The sequence below is a fragment of the Janthinobacterium sp. AD80 genome (assembly GCF_002878455.1).
GTDB lineage: Bacteria > Pseudomonadota > Gammaproteobacteria > Burkholderiales > Burkholderiaceae_D > Janthinobacterium.
Genome location: NZ_NRDQ01000025.1, coordinates 1 through 17628 on the forward strand (window position 1 = coordinate 1; position 17628 = coordinate 17628).

The following is a 17628-nucleotide window of genomic DNA, read 5'->3' on the forward strand; positions in this document are numbered from 1 at the left end:
CCGTACGGGCTGGCGTTGACGGTAAGCATGGCGCCGGCGCCGTGCGCGCTGGACGCCGACAGCCTGCAGATATTGCTGCGCAACCTGGTCGACAATGCGCTGCGCTATACGCCGGTGCCGGGGGCTGTCGCCGTCAGTTGCGGCGTCGAGGAAGGGCGCAGCTACCTGCGCGTGGCCGATACGGGGCCGGGCATCGCGCCGGAAATGCACGAGCGCGTGTTTGAACGTTTCGTGCGCCTGGGCGGCGCGCAATTGCCGGGCAGCGGACTGGGACTGTCCATCGTGCGCCGCATCGCCGAACGGCATGGCGCGCACATCGTGCTGGGTGCCGGCCTGCAGGGCAGGGGACTGGCGCTGACTGTCATCTTTCCATGACAGCTGCGCCAGCCGTGCCTGATGCTTACAGCGACTTGAGGAAAGCCAGCAGCGCGTCGCGGTCCGTCTTCGACAGGGTCTCGAAGCGCTGGCGCGCCTTGGTGCCTTCGCCGCCGTGCCACAGGATCGCTTCCGTCAGGCTGCGCGCGCGGCCGTCATGCAGGTAGCCGGCCTTGCCGCCGTTGCCCATGACTTTTTCCGTGTAGCCGATGCCCCACAGGGGCGCCGTGCGCCACATATTGCCCTGCGCCTGGCCTTCGCTGAACCTGTCGGCCAGCTCGGGGCCCATGTCGTGCAGCAGCAGGTCGGTGTACGGGCGGATGGTCTGCTTGCGCAGTTCCGCAAACAGGTGTCCGGCGCCCGTCTGCATTTCCACCGTGTGGCAGGCGGCGCAGCGCATGCCCTGGAACAGTTTTGAACCTGCGCTTACCTGCTGCGGGTCGACCTTGAGTTCGTCGATCGGCGCCACGCCTTTCGGGAAACCGCTGGCGATGCTGCGCTGGGCCGGCACGGCCACCAGGGCCAGGTACTGCGTGATCGACTGCAGGTCCGCTTCCGACATGCCGGGCTGCGCGCCGCCCGCCGCGCAGGCCACCGGTCCGGCCATGCAGGCGCGGTTGCGGTACACGGGCGAGGTGACGGCCATGTCCAGCAGCAGCGCGTCGGCCGCCTGGTGGCGCAGGGTGGCTTTCGAGGCTTTCCAGCCGAAGCGGCCCAGGCGCACGGCGCCCGTTTCCGGATCAAACACATAGTTGGGCTGTCCCTTGACGCCATCGGCGTCAGGCGCGCTGCGGGCGCGTGCCAGGATGTCGGCTTCCGGCACGGCTTCCAGCAAGCCCGTGCCGATCATCGGCGGCGCCGCGCGCAGCGAGACGACTTGCGGTACGGGGCCTTCGAAGGCCAGGGTTGGCTTGCGCAGTTCGATTTGCGTGCCGTCGGCCAGCGCCACCGTCCGCGCCGTGAAACCGCCCACGCTGACGCTGTTGCCCCAGTTTTGCGGCACGCCGGAAGGCGAGACGGCATTCATCTGGATGGCCGTGCCGTACTGCGGGTGCGGCACCTGCTGGCCCGCCGCATTGATGCTGGCGACGCGCACGGCCATGGTGTCGAGGCGCTGGTTCAGGGCCACGGGCGCGGGGCTGCGGCCATTGTTGACGTGGCAGGCGATGCAGGCCGACTGGCCGTAGCGCTGTCCCTGCAAACCTATGGCCGGCGCGTAGCGGTCGTTGCCGCCTTCGTTATGCTCGCCGGTGGTGAAATTCGTGTGCACCAGGCGGCGCCCTTCGACGAAGCGCTGCATGTTCTGCATGCCGATGTTGTTGTGCGGCTGCTGGAACATGAACAGGGCGTTGTCCGAGTAGTTATACGACACGGAACCGAGGCCGCCGGACAGCGTTTCTTCCGGCAGCGGCACCGAATTGAGGCGCGGCTGCACGCCGTACCATGGCCGCAGGCCGGCGCCCACGACATACGTCCACTCGTACGAGTAGTAGCGGATGCCGCCGGCGTCGCCTTTCGCTGCCATCGAGGCGGTGGTGGAGAACATCGATGGCGACACTTCGATGATGTCGCCGGCCGTCAGCGCGCGCGCCTTGACGTCGCTGCCGTCCGGCATGCCGCTGGCATCGAGGCCGCCATGGCCGGGATATTCCTTGATCAGCAGGGTGCAGGCGCCGTTGATGCCGTTGGCGTTCGTCAGGCGGTCATTGGCAGGGTAGGCCATGGGCTTGCAGACGGGGACATTGCGGTCCACCAGTTCGCCGGGCGACATCCAGCCGTAGCCCGTCACGCCCGGGCGGTCGAAGCCGCGGAAGAAGGCCACGCCGCCGGACAGGAAGTCGACGGTGGTGTACTGGTTGACGATCAGGGTCGGCTTGGTTACGCCGCGTACACGGCTGTTGTCGATGATTTCCACGCCCCAGGTGCGGTTCTTGAAGTACTGCGGCACGAAGGTCAGGTAATTGCCCGGCCCTTTGTCCTGCGGCAGGCCCGTGACGGCGTCCACCGTTTCATTCGGGCCGTAGCCGATTTCATTCCACTCCTCGCCCCGTTCGCGGCCGTGGCGCGCCAGGCCGCGCGCGCCGAAGCGCGTCACCAGGGTGCCGTCGGCGAGCGTGAACTGCAGGCTTTCCAGCGGCTGCGCGGCGGCCGGCAGCGGCGTCATGCCTGTGCCATCGGCGGGAAATTTCAGCGCCGAGGTGCTGGTCGATGGCAGGCTGTTGTCGCTGCCCGGCGTCTTGAAGCTCACTTCCAGCAGCGAGTAGCCATACTGCGTGGCGCGCGCCACGCCCTGCAGGCGGATGTAGCGCGCGTTCACGCCCAGGTTGAAGAATTCCTCTGTGCCGCCGTGGCCATTGCTCACGTAGCGGATCTGCGACCATGTCTGGCCATCGTCCGAGACCTGCAGCGCGTACTGCCTGCCGTAGGCGTTTTCCCACAGCAGCTTCATGTAGCCGACGGGCGTCTTCGCGCCGAAGTCGAACTGGATCCAGGCGCCGTCATCGAACTTGCTGGCCCAGCGCGTGCCGGTCTTGCCATCGATCGCCATGGCGGCCGACATGCCGTTGTTTTCCACCGGCGAGGAGGTGGCGGCCACGGGGCGGATTTCCACGCCGGGCTGGTTCGGGTCGATCGTCACGGGCGGCACTTCGGTGACGGGCGGGGTTTCCGGCGGCGGCACGGGCGTGCCCGAGAACGCCTGGATTTCAAAGATGGAATAGCCGTACTGGCCCGCGCGCTTGACGCCCTGCATGCGCAGGTAGCGTCCCTGCGCCGTGAAGCCCGTGAGGTCTTCGATGCCGCCGTGGCTGTCGTCGACGCGCTGCACGGTGGTCCAGTGCGCATTGTCGTCCGAGACCTGCAGCAGGTAGGCGCTGGCGTGCGCGTTTTCCCAGGCGATGCGCACGCGCGTGATGGTTTGCGCGGTGCCGAAATCAAGGGTCAGGTATTCATTGTCGGAAAAGCCGCTGCCCCAGCGTGTGCCGTCGTTGCGGTCGATGGCCGCATTGGCCGACAGGTCGCCCCGTTCCGCTGAACTGGCCGTGGCGGCGACGGGCGTGAGCGCCGTTTCAGACGCCGTTTGCGCCAGCAGGCGCTGCGCCGTGGACGGCGTGCTGGCCGTATCGCCGCCGCCACCGCAGGCGGCCAGCAGCATGGCCAGGGCCAGCGGCAGGCCCTGTCTGGATAAGCGCGTGAGGCCGTGCCGTTGCGGCCGGTACCGAAGCTGGGATAGGTGCATATTCTCTTCCTTGTTTTTATTGATTAATGTTGAGATTGCTCAGAATGTTGAGATTGCTCAGAATGCTCGTTCCACCTTCCCGCCACGGCCGCCGCACGACGGCACGGATGCCGCCATCACCGCGGCGCCAGGCGGCCCGAAGGCGGCAGGGCGTTGCACGGATGGATGAGTACGGGGAGAAGGGTATTTTAAATTGCCGTATGGCAATATTTTCCATAAGTTATAGAAGCGCAAGATGCCTGTCAAGCGGTCTGCCGCAGTTGTCATCAAATGTTCATGCTGGCCGGATTTTTCGCACTATCGCGGTGCGCAACATGAAAAAAATACGTGACAACATGAAAAACATTCAGGAAAAAAGCCCGGGTGCGCGGCGGGAATGCGGTATCTTCCTGAAATGCCTGCCGACGGCGCGCACCACCATTTTCTGAGGAATCTCCGACCTTGCCGACCTTGCCGACACCTGCCGCCACACCGCTGTCCCTCGCCGCCGCCCGCGCGCTGCACCTGGCCGCGCAGGGCCTGCTGCAGGCGCGCCGCAAGAAAGCCGTCAAGGCCGACGTGCTGGCCGCCATCCGCCAGATGGGCGTGCTGCAGATCGATACCATCCACGTGGTGGCGCGCAGTCCCTACCTGGTGCTGTGGAGCCGGCTGGGCGACTATCCGCAGCCGTGGCTGGAGCAGCTGCTGGCCGAAGGCGCGCTGTTTGAATACTGGGCCCACGAGGCCAGCTTCGTGCCCATCGAAGACTATGGCCTGTACCGCCACCGCATGCTTGACCCGGCCGCCATGGGCTGGAAATACTCGGTGAAATGGATGGCCGAGCAGGGCGACGCCGTCGCTTCCGTACTCGAACATATCCGCGCCAACGGCGCCGCGCGCTCGGCGGACTTCGAGCGCACGGATGGCCAGGCGGGCGGCTGGTGGAGCTGGAAGCCGGAAAAGCGCTCGCTCGAAGTCCTGTTTACCTCGGGCGTGCTGATGATCGCCAAGCGCCACAATTTCCAGCGCTATTACGACCTGGCCGAGCGCGTGCTGCCGGGCTGGCACGACAGCCAGCTGCTGCCCGAAGAGCAGGTGCGGCGACAGTTGCTGCTGGCCAGCGTGAAGGCGCTGGGACTGGCGCGCGCCAGCTGGATCAGCGACTACTTCCGCACCAGGCAATCGCGCGCCAGCCTGGCGCAGGATCTGCACACCTTGGTCGACGAGGGCGCGTTGCTGCGCTGCGCCGTGGCCGGCTGGGACGATGCCGTGTACGTGCATGCCGCGCATGGGGAATTGCTGCGCGCCGCCGCCGCCTGCACGCTGGCGCCCACCCTGACGACGATTCTGTCGCCGTTTGATCCCGTCGTCTGGGACCGGCGGCGCGCGCTGGAACTGTTCGGCTTTGACTACCGGCTCGAATGCTACACGCCGGCCGACAAGCGCCGCTACGGCTACTTTACCTTGCCGATCCTGCGCCGTGGCGCGCTGGTGGGCCGCCTGGACGCCAAGGCGCACCGCGCGCAGGGGCGCTTCGAGATCAAGTCGCTGGCGCTGGAAGAGGGCGTGCGCCTCAGTCCCCGCCTGGTGCAGGACGTGGCAGGCGCCGTGCGGCGCCTGGCGCTCTGGCATGCGTGTCCTGACATCGATATCGCGCGCGCGCAGCCGGCGCTGTTTGGCGGGCAGCTGGCCGCGGCGCTGCAGGACGGCGGCGCTGCCGCAAGGCGGGCCGCATGATGCTGCCACCGGCTCCGGCGCAGTTGCTCGACGCCGACGGCGTGCCGCATTTTGGCCGCTACACGGGCCAGCTGGCCGCCTTTGACTGGGCCGCGCTGGCCCCGCCGCACGCGCGTGGCGCCCTCTGGCGTTTGTTCCACCACAAGCGCTGGCATTACGTGGCCCTGTCGACGCCCACCCTGTTCTGCGGCGTGGCTATCGTCGACCTGGGCTGGACCAGCACGGCGTTCGCGTATGCCTTCGACCGCCACAAGGGCAAGATCGTGGCCACCTTCTCGCAGGACGGCATACCGGGATTGAGCGCGTCCGTGGCGCCGCATGCGGGGGCAAGCAGCCGTTTCCGCTTCCTGTCGCACAGCATCCGCATCGAGGCGCAGCCGCAGCAGCGCTGCCGCCTGCTGCTCGATTGCGGCCATTTCGGCATCGACGCGGAATTCGGTCCGCCCGTGTCGCCCACCCTGCTGGCCGTGGGGCCGGTGGCCGGCGGCGGCGCCGTGCATGCGACGCAAAAATCGGGCGGCTTGCCGCTATGGGGCACGGTGCGCTGCGGCGCCATGGGCTATAGCCTGGACGACGGCGTGGCCAGCTTCGACTATTCGAATGGCTTGCTGGCGCGCGAGACGGAGTGGCGCTGGGCCTCGGCGCACAGCCTGGACCTGGGCTTCAATCTGCAGGCCGGCTATTTCGGCGCGCATGAAAACGCGCTGTGGCTCGATGGCCAGCTGTATGCGCTGGGCCGCGCGCATTTCGACTTCAACCCCGACAACCCGCTGGCGCCGTGGCATGTGTGGACGGACGACGATTTGCTCGACCTGCATTTCAAGCCGGAAGGCGCGCGCCGCGAGGATAAAAACCTGTGGATCGCCGCCAGCCGCTACATCCAGCCCATCGGCACTTTCAGCGGCTGGGTGCGGGCCAGCGCGGACTCGCCCAAGCGCATCGTGGCGCAGCTGGCGGGGGTGACGGAAAGCCACCGTTCGCGCTGGTGAGCAGGCTTTTTCGTGAAACGCTTCACAAGGTCAAGTTTTTTTGCCGGCGCATCCTATACACTGGTGCGTAGCCGCTCCGGCGATCCATGAGGCCAGAACATGAGTATCCGTAATCTCGACAAGCTGTTCAAGCCGGCCTCGGTGGCGCTGATCGGCGCCACGGCGCGCGAACACAAGCTGGGCGCCATCGCCCTCGCCAATCTGCTGGGCGGTGGCGACCAGGGCGCGCAGTACCAGGGTGAGCTCTGGCCCGTCAATCCCAAGTACGACGAACTGATGGGCCTTAAATGCTACCGCAAGCTGGCGCAGCTGCCGAAAGCGCCGGACCTGGCCATCATCTGCACTCCGCCCGCCACCATCACGGCGCTGATCCGCGAACTGGGCGCGCTGGGCACGCGCGCCGCCATCGTCATGACCTCTGGCCTGGACCCCACGCGCGAACAGTCGCTGCGCCTGGCCATGCTGAAGGCGGCCAAGCCGCATCTGCTGCGCATCCTCGGCCCCAACAGCATGGGGTTATTGGTGCCGAAGCTGGGCCTGAACGCCAGCTTCGCGCACCTGGGCGCGACGAGCGGCAAGATCGCCTTTGTCTCGCAATCGGGAGCGCTGGTGTCGGGCGTGCTCGACTGGGCCAATGCGCATGGCGTGGGCTTTTCCAAGTTCATTTCGCTGGGCGGCAGCTACGACATCGATTTCGGCGACTTGCTCGACTACCTGGCCGGCGACATCGACACGGCCGCCATCCTGCTGTACATGGAAGATATCCACGCGGCGCGCAAATTCATGTCGGCCGCGCGGGCGGCGGCGCGCAGCAAGCCGGTCATCGTGCTGAAGGCGGGGCGCGAGGCGGAAGGGGCGGCCATGGCGGCCTGGCATACGGGCGCGCTGGCCGGTTCCGACGCCGTCTATGATGCGGCCATCCGCCGCGCCGGCATGCTGCGCGTGTACTCGGCCGAAGAATTGTTCGACGCCGTGGAGACGCTCACGCATATCCGCTCGCAGCGCGGCGAGCGCCTGGCGATTTTATGCAATGGCGGGGGGCTGGGCGTGATGGCCACCGACGCGCTGGTGGGCAGCGGCGGCAAGCTGGCGCAACTGTCGCCCGATACCGTCATCGCGCTGGAAAAGGCGCTGCCGCGCGGCTGGTCGCACGACAACCCGGTGGGCCTGCCCGGCGATTCTGCCGTGCAGCGCTATGCCGACGCCATCAAACCCTTGCTCGACGAGCCGCAGGCGGACGCCTTGCTGCTGCTGCACGCGCCCACGGCCATGGTCTCGTCGGTCGACATCGCCGAAGCCGTCACGCCGCTGATCAAGGCCACTTCGCGCACGGTGCTGTCGTGTCTTCTGGGCGGCACGGCGGTGGCGCCTGCGCGCCAGATCTTCAACCGCGCCGGCATTCCCACCTACGACACGCCGGAAAAAGCCGTGCATGGCTTCATGCAGATCGTGCAGTACCGGCGCAACCAGGAAACCCTGATGCAGGTGCCGGCGCAGCTGCCCATGTCGGCCACGCCGCGTCGCGCGCGCGTGCGCGAAATCGTCGCCGCCGCGCTGGCGGCCGGGCAGACGGTGCTGGGCGAATGCCGCTCGAAGGAAATCCTGGCCGCCTACGGCATTCCCGTCGCCATCACGCGCATGGCGGCCGACGTGGAAGAAGCGCTGGCCGTGGCGGCCGATATCGGCTATCCCGTCGCGCTGAAGATCCACTCGCCCGACATCGCGCATAAATCCGACGTGGGCGGGGTGGCGCTCGACCTCGACACGCCCGACATCCTGCGCACGGCCGCCGCCGCCATGCTCAAGCGCGTGCGCCGCATGCGTCCCGACGCGCTGATCGACGGCTTCACGGTGCAGCAGATGGCGCGCCGCCCGCAGTCGCATGAACTGATCGTCGGCGTGACGACGGACGCCGCCTTTGGCCCCGTGATCCTGGTGGGGCAGGGCGGTATCGCCGTCGAAGTGACGGCCGATCACGCCATCGGCCTGCCGCCGCTGAACATGGTGCTGGCGCGCGACATGCTGGCGCGCACGCGGGTATCCAGACTGCTGGCCGGCTACCGCAACCAGCCGCCGGCCGACATCGATGCCATCTGCTACACCTTGATCCAGGTGGCGGAACTGGTGGCCGACATCGGCGAACTGGCCGAACTCGATATCAATCCGCTGGTGGCCGATGCCGACGGCGTGATCGCCCTCGACGCGCGCATCCGGCTGCAGCCTGGGCAGAAAAGCGATCGCCTGGCCATCCGCCCGTATCCGCAGGAACTGGAAGAGCAGGTGACGTGGATGGACCAGCCGATCCTGCTGCGCCCGATCCGCCCGGAAGACGCGCCGCAGCACATGGACCTGTTCCACGCGCTGGACCCGGACGACGTGCGCCTGCGCTTTTTCACCTCCATGCGCGAGCTGCCCGTGTCGCAGCTGGCGCGCCTGACGCAGATCGATTACGACCGCGCCATGGCCTTCATCGCCACGCGCACGGGGCCGGACGGCCAGCCGGAAACGCTGGGCGTGGTGCGCGCCGTGGCCGACCCGGACAATATCCACGCCGATTTCGCCATCGCCGTGCGCTCCGCGCTGAAGGGCAAGGGCCTGGGCCACATCCTGTTCGAGAAGCTGGTCGACTACTTCCGCAGCCGCGGCACGGAAGCGCTGGTGGGCGAGGCCATGGCGCGCAACAAGGGCATGCAGCGGCTGGTGAAAAGCTTCGGCGGGGACGTCACGCCATCGGAGGAGCCGGGCGTCGTCAACCTGCATATCGGCCTGCGCTGAGGCTGCAGAAAGCGGGCCGCCGTCCCGCTTGGGTTTGTGCAGGATCAAGCCCGCCCCTGTCGGTACTCTTTACACTTTCACTTCCAGGATGATACATCCGGCGCGTTTTCGGGAGTGAGTGCATGCTTACGGCTACATATATATTGGTTTCCTTGTCGGTGGAACAGGCGAGCATCCGCATGAGCTTGCTCGCCTTTCAGAAATACATGCATGTGCAATTGCGTCATCAAAGCCGGCTGAGCCTGGCCCAACTGCAATACGCGGGCGACTGGCTGAACCGCCTGTACCAGGGCGGCTACTGGCGCAAGGTGGAAATGTACCTGATTCCCGCCATCCGCCAGGCCACGCCGCATGCGGACGGCTTGCTCGACGAGATCAATGGCTTGAACCACGCGGCGCTGGAAAGCATCAACGTGGTGCAGCAGCGCGCCGGCGCCGCCATCGACCATTCCGAATTGCAGGCCGAACAGCTGTGCGCGGCCATCGACGGCTTTTGCGCGGCGCTGCTGGAGCGCCTGGAAAAAGAGGAATGCGAACTGTTCGCCCTGGCGCGCAAGGTCATCGTCGGCGAAGCCTGGTTCGCCATCGCCTACCAATTCCTCGCCCACGATGCGCGCGCGCAGGAAGCGCGCCGCGACAAGGCGCAAGTGCTGCCCTTTGTTTTGCCTGCGCCTTTGCCTACCTCTTTGTCTGCCGCTTTGCCGGCATCCTTGCCAGGCCCTGTACCGGCGCCTGGCACGCCTGCCGATGGCGCAGAAACGGCCGCGCAAGGCAGCGCGCCCGCGCCGCTGGCCATGCCGCAGCCCCTGCGTGCGCGGGCTTGAACGGTGAGCGAGCGCACACCCCTGCAAGGCGCGCGCGGCGGTGGCGATTTTGCCGCCGCGGCGGCGGTGCTGTCATAGGGAAAAGATTCAGTTTACTCATTTGATAACTTGTTCATCCCTGTCCGATGCAATACCCCGGGCTTTGTTATGATGGTGGTTTTGATCCACGCGAAACCCGTCATGTTCGAATTTCTCTTCAAGCGTTCTGCCAGCAAGACTGCCGCACCCGATCCTGTCGTGGCAGAACAGGCCGCCGCCTCGGCGCAGAGCGCATCGCGCCGCGCCGAACAGGTCGCGCGTGCCCATGCGGTGGCTGGCGACGAAGCCGCCGCCGCCGATTTCATCCTGTCCAGCGAATTTGCCGATGCCCGTTTGATCGCGGCCGAACACGTCCTTTCCCTGCCCCTGCTGGAAAAAGTCCACCAGGCCATGCGCAACACGGACCGCCGCGTCGCCAAGCTGATGCAGGGCCGTATCGACCTGATCCGCCACCAGGCGGCCGAGACCCAGCGCGCCCAGGCCAGCATCGATACGGCGCAGCGCCTGTTGAGCGATGAAAAGCTGAGCCCCAACCAGGTGGCCGAGCTGGACCGTCAATGGCAAGTCATCAAATCCACGCCCGAGCTGGCCAGCGCTTTTGCCGCCGCGCGCGCCGCGCTGGCGCCCGCCTGGAAGCGCAAGTGCTGCTGCAGCGCGCCGTGATCGATGCCGTGGGCGCCATGCGCGCGCTGGCGGCCAGCGGCCAGTCCGCCGCCGAGCTGGCGCAAACGCTGGCCCGCCTCGATGCGCAGCACGCGCAGCATGCGCAATCGCCCGAGCGCGCCTCCTTGCCGAAACACCTGGAAACCGATTTCACGCAGGCGCGCGAGCAGGCGCAGTCCGTCCTGCAGGCGCTGCAGCAGCACCAGGCCGTGTTTGACGCGCGCCAGGCCGCGCTGGCCGAGTGGCAGGCGCAGGATGCCGCCACGCTCGACGCCGACACCCTGAAGCGCGCCTGGCAAGGCTTGCCGCGCTTGCCGGAGTCGCCCTTGTCCGACAGCTTGCAGCAGCAATTTGCTGCCCTGCTGGCCAGCGCGCCAGCGCCCGTGCAAGCCGCAACAGCAGAGGTGACGCCACCCCATGCCGAGCCAGTGCCGCGCAAGCCGCGCCAGGAGCATGCCCCCGTCTTGAAAGAAGCGACGGAACAGTTCTTCAAGACGCTCGACGCCATGGAAGCGGCCCTGCAGGAAGGCTTGCTGCATGTGGCATCCGAGCACGACAAGACCTTGCGCGACACCAAACATGGCCGTTTGACGCCGGCCCAGTCCGACCGCCTGGCCCATGTACGCGCACAATTCAAGCAATTGGCCGACTGGGCCCGCTGGGGCGGCAACGTCTCGCGCGAGGAACTGGTCAAGGCGGGCGAGGAATTGCCGGCGCAAGAGCTCCCGATGGCCGAACTGGCCAAGAAGGTGGGCAGCCTGCGCGAACGCTGGAAGTCGCTCGACACCTTGTCCGGCCCGGCGCCGAAATCGCTGTGGGAGCGCTTCGACGCCGCCTGCAGCGTGGCCTACGCGCCGGCGGCCCAGCATTTCAAGCAGCTGGCGGAAGAGCGCCATGGCAATGCGGCCAAGGCCCAGGAACTGATCACGGAAACGGCGGCCCTGGCAGCCGAGGAAAGCACGGACTGGAAACACGTGGCATCGGCCTCGCAGCGCCTGCGCCAGGCCTGGACACGCCTGGGCACCATCGACCGCAAGGAAAAGAAACGTCTGGATACGGAATTTGGCGCCGCGCTCGATGCCCTGTCGAAGCCGCTGGAAACGCAGCGCCAGATCGAGACGGCGCGCCGCGAGCAGCTGATCGTCGAAGTGGGCCTGCTGAAACCGTCCGAGCGCAACACGGTCGACATGCTGAAAGCCTTGCAGGACAAATGGCAGGAGCTGGCCAAGGCCCTGCCGCTGGAACGCCGCGCCGAGCAGGCGCTGTGGCAGCGTTTCCGCGCCGCCTGCGACGATATTTTCGCCAAGCGCAAGGAAACGGCGCATGCGGCCGACCACGAGCGCCGCGAACACCTGCATGCGCGCGAAGCGCTGTGCGCCAGCCTGGAAACGGCCGTCATCCCCGAGGGCGAAGACAAGAGCCGCACCGCCTTCATCAACCACTTGCTGCGCGACACGCGCGCGGCCTGGAACGCCACGGGCCCCGTGCCGCGCGCCAGTGAAGCGCAGATCGAGCAGCGCTACCAGGCGGCCGTGGCCGGCGTGCAGGCACAGGCCGACGCCATCGCCGAACGGGCCGGTGCGGCGCAGGCCAATGCCCTGCGAGACAAGCTGCGCCTGGTGCAATCGCTGGAAGCATCGTTGGCCGATGGCGCCGCCACCGACGCGCAAGCGTGGAGCGAGCGCTGGAGCGCCTTGCCGCCGCTCGATGTGCAATATGAACGCAGTCTGCAGCAGCGTTTTGCCGGCGCGCAGGCCGCGCTGGGCGAGGGCAGTGCCGCTTACGTGCAACAACTGCAGGCCAACCAGGCCAGACTGCTCGATGAAGTGCTGCGCCTGGAAATCGTCGCCGGTGTCGACAGCGGTGCCGAATTTGCCCGCGACCGCCTGAAGATGCAGGTGGAAGTGCTGCAATCGTCGCTCAAATCGGGCCAGAAGCCGCTCACGCAAGTGTCGCAGCTGATGCAGCTGTGCGCGATTCCCGCCGCCACCGATGCGCGCACGGCCAGCCGGATCGAAACCCTGCTGCGCCGCATCGGAGGCCAGGCCAAATGAGTACCTGCGTGCGCGTCCAGCAAGCCGATTTTGACTTGAGTGAAGAAATTGCACAATTGCGTGCAGGTAATCCCAAGGTGGGTGCCGTCGTCGGCTTCGTCGGCACCGTGCGCGACATGAACGAGGGGCTGGACGTGGCGGCCATGGAGCTCGAGCATTATCCGGGCATGACGGAGAAATCCATCGAGGCCATCGTCGAGCAGGCGCGCGCGCGCTGGCCATTGTCCGGGGCGCTGGTGATTCACCGCGTGGGGCCCTTGCTGCCGCAGGAGCAGATCGTGCTGGTGGCCGTGTCGTCCGCGCACCGGGGCGAGGCCTTCGCCGCCTGCGAGTTCATCATCGACTACCTGAAGACGGAAGCACCGTTCTGGAAGAAGGAAGACACGCCTGAAGGCGCGCGCTGGGTCGATGCGCGCGACAGCGACGAGACGGCGTTAAACAAGTGGAGCGCAAAAGCAAGCGCCATTTGAATCGAACATGCGCCGCACCGTAGCATTTGCCCAAGTGCATCAGTTTTCTGCTTTGTGTATGCTTGAAAAGTACTGCCTCACCCCAATTTGGTTAACAACTAATTAACCGGGAGCGCTTTTCATGCGACAAGATAAACTGACTACCAAGCTACAAGAAGCCCTGGCCGATGCGCAAAGCTTGGCCGTGGGCAACGACAATCCTTACATTGAACCAGTCCATTTGCTGACGGCCCTGTTGAACCAGGACGACGGCGGCGCCCGCTCGCTGTTGCAGCGTGCCGGCGTCAACGTGGGCGGCCTGTCGAAGGCCCTGACCTCGTCGATCGACCGCCTGCCGAAAGTGTCCGGCACGGGCGGCGACGTGCAGGTCAGCCGCGAATTCGTGGCCCTGTTGAACCTGGCCGACAAGGAAGCGCAGAAGGCGGGCGACCAGTTCGTTTCCAGCGAAATGGTGCTGCTGGCGATGACGGAAGACAAGTCCGACTGCGGCAAGCTGGCACGTGAAAACGGCCTGACCCGCAAGGCACTGGAAGCCGCCATCGGCGCCGTGCGCGGTGGCAACAAGGTCGATTCTCAGGAAGCCGAAGGCCAGCGCGAAGCCTTGAAAAAATACACCCTGGACGTGACGGAACGCGCACGCCAGGGCAAGCTCGACCCTGTGATCGGCCGCGATGATGAAATCCGCCGCACCATCCAGATCCTGCAGCGCCGCAGCAAGAACAACCCCGTGCTGATCGGCGAACCTGGCGTGGGCAAGACGGCTATCGTCGAAGGACTGGCGCAGCGCATCGTCAATGGCGAAGTACCCGAGTCCCTGAAGGGCAAGCGCGTACTGTCGCTGGACATGGCCGCCTTGCTGGCCGGCGCGAAATTCCGCGGCGAGTTCGAGGAACGCCTGAAATCCGTGCTGAAGGAACTGGCCATGGATGAAGGGCAGACCATCGTCTTCATCGACGAGATGCACACCATGGTGGGCGCGGGCAAGGCCGAAGGCGCGATGGATGCGGGCAATATGCTCAAGCCTGCGCTGGCGCGCGGCGAACTCCATTGCGTGGGCGCCACCACCCTGGACGAGTACCGCAAGTACATCGAGAAGGACGCCGCGCTGGAGCGCCGCTTCCAGAAAGTGCTGGTCGACGAGCCGACCGTGGAGGCGACCATCGCCATCCTGCGCGGCTTGCAGGACAAATATGCGCTGCACCACAAGGTGGAGATCACGGACGCGGCCATCATTGCCGCGGCCGAACTGTCGCACCGCTACATCACGGACCGCTTCCTGCCTGACAAGGCAATCGACCTGATCGATGAAGCGGCGGCGAAGATCAAGATCGAGATTGATTCGAAGCCGGAAGTGATGGACAAGCTGGAGCGCCGTTTGATCCAGCTGAAGATCGAGCGCGAAGCCGTCAAGAAGGAGAAAGACGAAGCATCGTTGCGCCGCCTGGGCCTGATCGAGGAAGAGATCGTCAAGCTGCAGCGCGAATACAATGACTTCGAGGAAATCCTGAAGGCGGAAAAAGCCGTGGTGCAAGGCAGTACGCACATCAAGGAAGAGATCGAGAACGTCAAGCTGCAGATGGAGCAGGCCACGCGCGAGAGCAATTGGCAGAAGGTGTCGGAACTGCAGTACGGCAAGCTGCCGCAGCTGGAAGCCCAGCTCAAGCACGCCGACAGCGGCATGCCGAAGGTCGATCCCGACCATCCCAAGCTGCTGCGCACGGAAGTGGGCGCCGAGGAAATCGCCGAAGTGGTGTCGCGCGCGACGGGTATTCCCGTGTCGCGCATGATGCAGGGCGAACGCGACAAGCTGCTGCACATCGAAGAGAAGCTGCACGAGCGCGTCGTGGGCCAGGATGAAGCGATCACGGCCGTGGCCGACGCCATCCGCCGCTCGCGCGCCGGCTTGTCAGACCCGAACCGTCCGTATGGCTCCTTCATGTTCCTGGGGCCTACGGGTGTCGGCAAGACTGAGCTGAGCAAGGCGCTGGCGACCTTCCTGTTCGATACGGAAGAATCGATGATCCGCATCGACATGAGCGAGTTCATGGAGAAGCATTCCGTGGCCCGTCTGATCGGTGCGCCGCCAGGCTATGTTGGCTACGACGAAGGCGGCTACCTGACGGAAGCCGTGCGCCGCAAGCCCTACAGCGTGATCCTGCTCGACGAAGTCGAGAAGGCGCACCCTGACGTCTTCAACGTGCTGCTGCAAGTGCTCGACGATGGACGCATGACGGACGGCCAGGGCCGTACGGTGGACTTCAAGAATACCGTCATCATCATGACCTCGAACCTGGGTTCGCACAAGATCCAGGCCATGGAAAGCGATGATCCTGGTGTCGTGAAGCTGGCCGTGATGGCCGAGGTACGCTCGCACTTCCGTCCCGAGTTCGTCAACCGTATCGACGAAATCGTCGTGTTCCACGGCCTCGACGAGAAGAACATCGGCGCGATCGCGAAGATCCAGCTGAAGATCCTCGAAGAACGCCTGGCGCGCATGGACATGGCGCTGAGCCTGACCGACGCGGCCTTGCAGCAAATCGCCGAAGCGGGCTACGACCCGGTGTATGGCGCCCGTCCGCTGAAACGGGCGATCCAGCAGCAGATCGAAAATCCGCTATCGAAGCTGATCCTGGAAGGCAAGTTCGGCCCGAAAGACGAGATCCGCATCGACGCCCAGAACGGCAACCTGGTGTTTACGGGTGCGCAGGTGGGACTGGACAAGGTGTAATGTTGGCAGGTCAGTCCCTGCGGGATTGGAAGCTCCCTCCGTCGGGGTAGCTTCTCCCGCAGGGTCTGCCCCCAGTTTCACTGCATTTGCAGTGAGGAAGATTTTGGACGTCTAGCAAAACCGTAGCGAGCGGCAGTGATTTGTGGCAGAGAAGCGCAACCGTACTTAAGTACGGTGAGCATCGCAGGCCGCAAAGCGCGACGCGCAGTAGGTTTTGATAGACGTCCTCACGCAGGGCGGTATCAGGCTAGACCTGATGCCGCCCTTCTTGCTATCATCGTCACTATTTTCTGACTATTTCCGGAGGCGGTACGATGGCATACACATGGCAAGCAGGGCGGCGCATTAGAGCGGGACTGACGTTGGCGGCGGCCGTGCTGGCATTGCCTGCCCACGCCCAGGAAGAAAAAGTCCTGAATATCTATAACTGGTCGGATTATATCGGCGACGATACGATCAAGAATTTTGAAAAGGAAACGGGCATCAAGGTACGCTACGACGTTTTCGACAACAACGAAATCCTCAACGCGAAACTGGTGGCGGGCAAGTCCGGCTATGACATCGTGGTGCCGACGGCCCAGTGGGCGCGCCTGCAGATCGATGCGGGCCTGCTGCGCAAACTCGACAAGAGCAAGCTGACGAATTTGGGCAACCTCGACCAGAACCTGCAAGCGAAGCTGTCGAAAATCGACCCGAACAACGACTACCTGGTCGACTGGCTGTGGGGCTACACGACGGTGGGCATCAATGTGAACAAAGTCAAGGCGGCGCTGGGCGGCCTGCCCATGCCCGAAAACGCGTGGGACCTGATCTTCGACCCAAAATACGTCTCGAAGCTGAAGTCCTGCGGCGTTTCCTTCCTCGACTCGCCGTCGGAGGTGCTGCCGGCCGCCCTGCAGTACCTGGGCAAGCCTGCCTACTCGAAGAGCGCCGCCGACTACCAGGAAGCGGGCAAGGTGCTGCAAGCCATCCGTCCCAACGTGACCCTGTTCAGCTCGTCCGGCTACATCAATGACATGGCCAACGGTTCCGTCTGCGTGGCACTGGGCTGGTCGGGCGACATCAATATCGCGCGCCAGCGCGCCATCGATGCGAAGAATGGCAACGTGATCCAGGTGCTGGTGCCGAAGACGGCCGCGCTGATGTTCGACACCATGGCCATTCCCGCCGACGCGCCGCATCCGAACAATGCGCACCTGTTCATCAACTACATCCTGCGCCCGCAAGTGCATGCCAGCCTGAGCAACAAGGTCTTCTACGCGAACCCGAATCCGGCCAGCATCAAGTATGTGCGCAAGGACATAGGCGAGAACAAGGCGATCTTCCTGTCGGACGCCGACAAGCAGCGCATGGCCGCGCCGGAAGCGACCACGGCCGATATCCGTCGCCTGATGACGCGCATCTATACCAAGTTCAAGACGGGAGTGTAAGAGGGGATAGTCGCTGAGTGTAAAAACAAGGATGGCGCGAGGGACGGGCCTGTAGGCCGTCGCTGGCGCCATGCTAGATTGCCGAGGTGAGCGCTACTCGTGGTAGCGGTCCATCAGCTTGTGGTGACTGCCGCGCGTTTCTTCGATCAGTTCAAAGGCGACGAAGCCGATGATGGCAGCGAAGATGGCGATGAAGAGGAAAACGAGGAAGGTTAACATGGTCTTTCAGCCGCCGTTGGACGGCTGTCCGCTGGGTTGCTCAATGTGCCGGAGCGGCGCTCCCGCACGTAGTTGATGCAACTAAACTCTAGCAGATCAGCAGCGCTT

The 17628-nt window shown here is 65.2% G+C and carries 13 protein-coding genes; 11 read left to right on the plus strand and 2 right to left on the minus strand.

Annotation, left to right across the window (positions count from 1 at the left end):
- A partial coding sequence (locus JaAD80_RS06350) for a cell wall metabolism sensor histidine kinase WalK (RefSeq protein WP_258002832.1) occupies nt 1-375 on the plus strand: 375 nt, incomplete at its 5' end.
- Between the two features lie 25 nt (nt 376-400).
- Here JaAD80_RS06350 and JaAD80_RS06355 read toward each other — a convergent pair.
- Complete coding sequence (locus JaAD80_RS06355) at nt 401-3613, minus strand: di-heme oxidoredictase family protein (protein ID WP_219726786.1); 3213 nt, start codon at nt 3611-3613, stop codon at nt 401-403.
- 44 nt (nt 3614-3657) lie between these two features.
- Here JaAD80_RS06355 and JaAD80_RS30150 point away from each other — a divergent pair, with 44 nt between their 5' ends.
- From JaAD80_RS30150 to JaAD80_RS06395, 10 genes are all read left to right on the plus strand, one after another.
- Nucleotides 3658-4041 (plus strand): hypothetical protein, encoded by a 384-nt coding sequence (locus JaAD80_RS30150; RefSeq protein ID WP_146012276.1) that lies wholly within the window; start codon nt 3658-3660, stop codon nt 4039-4041.
- 13 nt (nt 4042-4054) lie between these two features.
- The gene (locus JaAD80_RS06360; protein ID WP_258002833.1) at nt 4055-5329 is read left to right on the plus strand and encodes a winged helix-turn-helix domain-containing protein; all 1275 of its coding nucleotides are present in this window, start codon (nt 4055-4057) and stop codon (nt 5327-5329) included.
- The gene (locus tag JaAD80_RS06365) at nt 5326-6318 is read left to right on the plus strand and encodes a DUF2804 domain-containing protein (protein WP_102293408.1); all 993 of its coding nucleotides are present in this window, start codon (nt 5326-5328) and stop codon (nt 6316-6318) included. The genes JaAD80_RS06360 and JaAD80_RS06365 overlap by 4 nt, the downstream gene beginning before the upstream one ends.
- Before the next feature lie 99 nt (nt 6319-6417).
- Complete coding sequence (locus JaAD80_RS06370) at nt 6418-9093, plus strand: bifunctional acetate--CoA ligase family protein/GNAT family N-acetyltransferase (protein WP_180979327.1); 2676 nt, start codon at nt 6418-6420, stop codon at nt 9091-9093.
- Nucleotides 9094-9272: 179 nt separating this feature from the next.
- A complete protein-coding gene (locus tag JaAD80_RS06375) occupies nt 9273-9917 on the plus strand; it encodes a hypothetical protein (protein WP_180979328.1) in 645 nt (214 codons plus the stop codon).
- 180 nt (nt 9918-10097) lie between these two features.
- Nucleotides 10098-10619, plus strand: coding sequence for a hypothetical protein (locus tag JaAD80_RS31370; protein WP_258002834.1), 522 nt, complete (start codon nt 10098-10100; stop codon nt 10617-10619).
- Nucleotides 10514-12673, plus strand: coding sequence for a DUF349 domain-containing protein (locus JaAD80_RS06380; protein ID WP_258002835.1), 2160 nt, complete (start codon nt 10514-10516; stop codon nt 12671-12673). Before JaAD80_RS31370 ends, JaAD80_RS06380 begins: the two co-directional genes overlap by 106 nt.
- Nucleotides 12670-13143, plus strand: coding sequence for a molybdopterin synthase catalytic subunit MoaE (moaE, locus tag JaAD80_RS06385; RefSeq protein ID WP_102293410.1), 474 nt, complete (start codon nt 12670-12672; stop codon nt 13141-13143). The genes JaAD80_RS06380 and moaE overlap by 4 nt, the downstream gene beginning before the upstream one ends.
- Before the next feature lie 121 nt (nt 13144-13264).
- Nucleotides 13265-15871, plus strand: coding sequence for an ATP-dependent chaperone ClpB (clpB, locus tag JaAD80_RS06390; protein ID WP_102293411.1), 2607 nt, complete (start codon nt 13265-13267; stop codon nt 15869-15871).
- Nucleotides 15872-16185: 314 nt separating this feature from the next.
- On the plus strand, nt 16186-17301 hold the full coding sequence (locus JaAD80_RS06395) for a polyamine ABC transporter substrate-binding protein (RefSeq protein WP_102293412.1): 1116 nt from the start codon (nt 16186-16188) through the stop codon (nt 17299-17301).
- 93 nt (nt 17302-17394) lie between these two features.
- Here JaAD80_RS06395 and JaAD80_RS31375 read toward each other — a convergent pair whose 3' ends face one another.
- Nucleotides 17395-17520, minus strand: a complete 126-nt coding sequence (locus JaAD80_RS31375) for a hypothetical protein (RefSeq protein ID WP_258002836.1) — start codon at nt 17518-17520, stop codon at nt 17395-17397.
- Between the last annotated feature and the right edge of the window lie 108 nt (nt 17521-17628).